This window comes from Streptomyces viridosporus (assembly GCF_002078235.1).
Classification (GTDB): domain Bacteria; phylum Actinomycetota; class Actinomycetes; order Streptomycetales; family Streptomycetaceae; genus Streptomyces; species Streptomyces viridosporus.
In genome coordinates this window covers 1-1139 of sequence record NZ_MSGP01000943.1, presented here as the reverse complement: position 1 = coordinate 1139, position 1139 = coordinate 1, and the positions used below count along the sequence as shown (strand labels likewise).

Annotated in this window: 2 protein-coding genes and 1 pseudogene; all 3 read right to left on the bottom strand. The window is 64.8% G+C overall.

Annotated elements, in window-relative coordinates:
* Nucleotides 1-401, bottom strand: a pseudogene (locus B7L92_RS40875) (hypothetical protein); the annotation flags it as partial.
* 234 nt (nucleotides 402-635) lie between these two features.
* Nucleotides 636-1001, bottom strand: a complete 366-nt coding sequence (locus B7L92_RS43795) for a hypothetical protein (RefSeq protein ID WP_081241696.1) — start codon at nucleotides 999-1001, stop codon at nucleotides 636-638.
* Nucleotides 896-1114 carry an HNH endonuclease gene (locus tag B7L92_RS43790; RefSeq protein ID WP_368656285.1) on the bottom strand — a complete coding sequence of 73 codons (219 nt, stop codon included), beginning with the start codon at nucleotides 1112-1114 and terminating at the stop codon, nucleotides 896-898. The genes B7L92_RS43795 and B7L92_RS43790 overlap by 106 nt, the downstream gene beginning before the upstream one ends.
* Nucleotides 1115-1139: the final 25 nt, after the last annotated feature.

Below are 1139 nucleotides of genomic sequence, written 5' to 3'. Positions count from 1 at the left end.
CCCGCAACCTCTTGCCCTTCTTGGCGTCCACAGGAACTGTCTCTTATACACATCTGACGCTCCAGGTCGGGAAACTCTGCCAGATGGTGCACCTTGCCCTGTTCGTAGAGCTGGGCGATGGGCTCGGCCCGCAACCTCTTGCCCTTCTTGGCGTCCACAGGAACGATCCGCGGCATCACCATGCCCTTGGTCGCTCCCTCCCGTTCCAGTTCCCTCCACGCCTGGACGACGACCTGGCTTACCGAGTCACCGCCGTAGTTCATCTCTACAGCGATGGCGTCCGCCTGGAGTTCCATGGCCAGCAGGCATGTCTCCCGGCCGCGGGCCTCGGCGGACAGTCGTGCGGATCGGTCGGCCAGCACGTAGTAGTGATCGTCGATGGAGCGGCCGGCGGCGACGATGCCGGATTCGTCATGGCTGGCGCTGCTGCCGCCTGCCGTGTCGAGGGCGACAACGACACGGGTGAGGTCGACGCCGCGGAACGCGACGGGGCTGATCCGGTTGCCCGTGATCCACGACCATTGCCAGACGCCGCCTTCAAGGGGACGGGGTTGCTGTTGGTAGAGGGCCCACCAGACGCGTTCACCGACGCCTTTGCGGATGCGGGCGAGGTCTTCGGTGTTGTACCGCTCGGGTCAAAGCGCTTCGCCGGTGGCGCGTCCCAGTGGGTCGTTCTTTGCCATGGCGAGGGCGGGGAGGTCGAGGACAGTCCATTCGTCGCCCTCGGTTTCCAGAAGGCGGCCGGAGAGGTCGTCGGGGTTCCATCGGGTATTGATGACGACCAGGCTGCCGTTGGGTTCGAGGCGGGTGAGGGCGACGGACTGCCACCAGTCCCAGACCCGGTCGCGCTGGGTCTGGGACTCTGCGTCGTCGGATCCCTTGAAGGGGTCATCGACTATGAGGCAGTTGTGGACGAGTACACCGTCAGCAAAGAAGTTGCTGTTGCCTTCCACTTGGATGTCATGGACTCGGACGCCCGGCGCGTGTACTCGGCGAACCATGGATACGGCGTCACCGCAGACTTGTGGTGCACGGCGTGGCAGGTGTAGCAGAGCAGGATGAGGTTCTCGACGCGGTTGTTGGCCGGGTCCTCGTCCAGGTGATGCACGATCAGGTTGGACCGCTGCGCGGGCGCACCG